We start from the raw sequence: 1,792 nt of genomic DNA on the forward strand, positions 1-1,792 counted from the left end.
GGGGCCATAGCCCGACAAGTGATTCCCGGGATACAGTTTAATGCCTATGTGTCACAGGTAGGATCCCTGACACTTGAAAAATCGTATAAGGAACTCGATTTTTCACTGACCGAGTCTAACCCCGTGCGGTGTCCTGATCCGGAGCTGGCAGGAGCTATGGAACAGCAGATACGGGAAGTGCGCAAAGCCGGGGATACTATTGGTGGAGTGATAACCTGTGTGATTCAAAACATTCCACCCGGCTTGGGAGAGCCCGTTTTTGATAAACTTCACGCCCGGCTGGGGCAGGCCATGTTGTCCATCAATGCTGTTAAAGGTTTTGAATACGGCAGCGGCTTTAAAGGGGTGGAGCTAAGGGGAAGCCAGCATAATGATTCCTTTGCACCGGATGGAAGCACCGTGACAAATCACAGTGGGGGCATTCAGGGCGGTATCAGCAATGGGATGGATATCTATTTCCGGGTGGCCTTCAAGCCCGTAGCGACCCTGCTTCAGGCGTATGATACCATAGATAAAAAAGGGAATGCCGTTAGCCTTCAGGGCAAGGGAAGGCATGATCCCTGCGTACTGCCGAGGGCAGTGCCTATCGTCGAGGCAATGGCAGCACTTGTTATGGCTGATTTTTACCTCCTGGGAAGGCTTTCCAAAATTTAAGCCCCCAGTGACTGTTCTCCTTAAAAATAGTATCTTACCCTTTAAATTTAGAACTACTTTATGAAGAAACTCGAACTGCACTGGCAGATTCTGATCGGTATGGTATTTGGAATCCTATTCGGATTTCTGATGACGTTTCCTGAATGGGGTCCCGAATTTGTCCAGGATTGGATCAGTCCTATCGGTACGATCTTCGTAAAACTTCTCAAATTAATCGCAATCCCCCTCATCCTTGCTTCCCTGGTTAAGGGTATTTCGGATTTACAGGATATCAGTAAATTCAAAAATATTGGCCTCAGGACCATAGGCATCTACATCATTACCACGGTCATTGCAATTTCCGTCGGTTTGGTACTGGTAAATATATTGAAGCCAGGAGACGGCATTTCTGAAGAAACCATTACCCAATTAACGGAAACCTACGCCTCAGACTCCGGTGTCACGTCTAAATTAGAGGAAGCCAGCAAACAGAAAGAAAGCGGCCCCTTGCAGTTTTTGGTCGACATGGTCCCGGATAATGCGTTTCGGGCCGTCAGCGACAATAGTCTGATGCTACAAGTGATTTTCTTCACGATTTTCCTGGGCATTTCGATGTTGTTGATCGGGGAAAAGGCTGCCCGCCCCTTAAAGGAGTTTTTTGACTCCCTCAATGAAGTAGTTTTAAAGATGGTGGATCTGATCATGCTCACGGCACCGGTTGCCGTTTTTGCACTCCTGGCGAATGTCGTGGTTTCCTCCGGGGATCCCGATTTGTTGATTGCCCTTTTAAAGTACAGCGGCGTTGTGGTGTTAGGACTCCTATTGATGATAGTGTTTTACAGTATCGTAGTCTCCGTTTTTACCCGTTACAATCCCTTTACATTCCTCAGTAAAATTAGCCCTGCCCAATTATTGGCTTTTTCCACGAGTTCCAGTGCGGCAACCCTGCCGGTGACCATGGAGCGGGTAGAGGAGCACATCGGTGTTGATAAAGAAGTATCGAGTTTTGTTTTACCGGTGGGGGCGACCATCAATATGGATGGCACGAGTCTCTATCAGGGAGTGGCTGCAGTGTTTATTTCACAAGCCCTGGGATTTGATCTGACCCTGGGAGGGCAATTAATTATTATTATGACGGCCTTATTGGCGTCCATTGGCT

At 47.9% G+C, this 1,792-nt stretch carries 2 protein-coding genes; both read left to right on the forward strand.

Translation table 11 applies throughout. The features are described from left to right. On the forward strand, nucleotides 1-654 hold a 654-nt coding region (gene aroC / locus WBV75_RS03390), incomplete at its 5' end, for a chorismate synthase (protein WP_424119251.1). Nucleotides 655-714: 60 nt separating this feature from the next. Then, nucleotides 715-1,792 (forward strand): dicarboxylate/amino acid:cation symporter (locus tag WBV75_RS03395; RefSeq protein WP_424119252.1); only part of this gene is annotated, 1,078 nt, incomplete at its 3' end.

This window comes from Robiginitalea sp., assembly GCF_049588695.1.
Taxonomy (GTDB): Bacteria; Bacteroidota; Bacteroidia; order Flavobacteriales; family Flavobacteriaceae; genus Robiginitalea.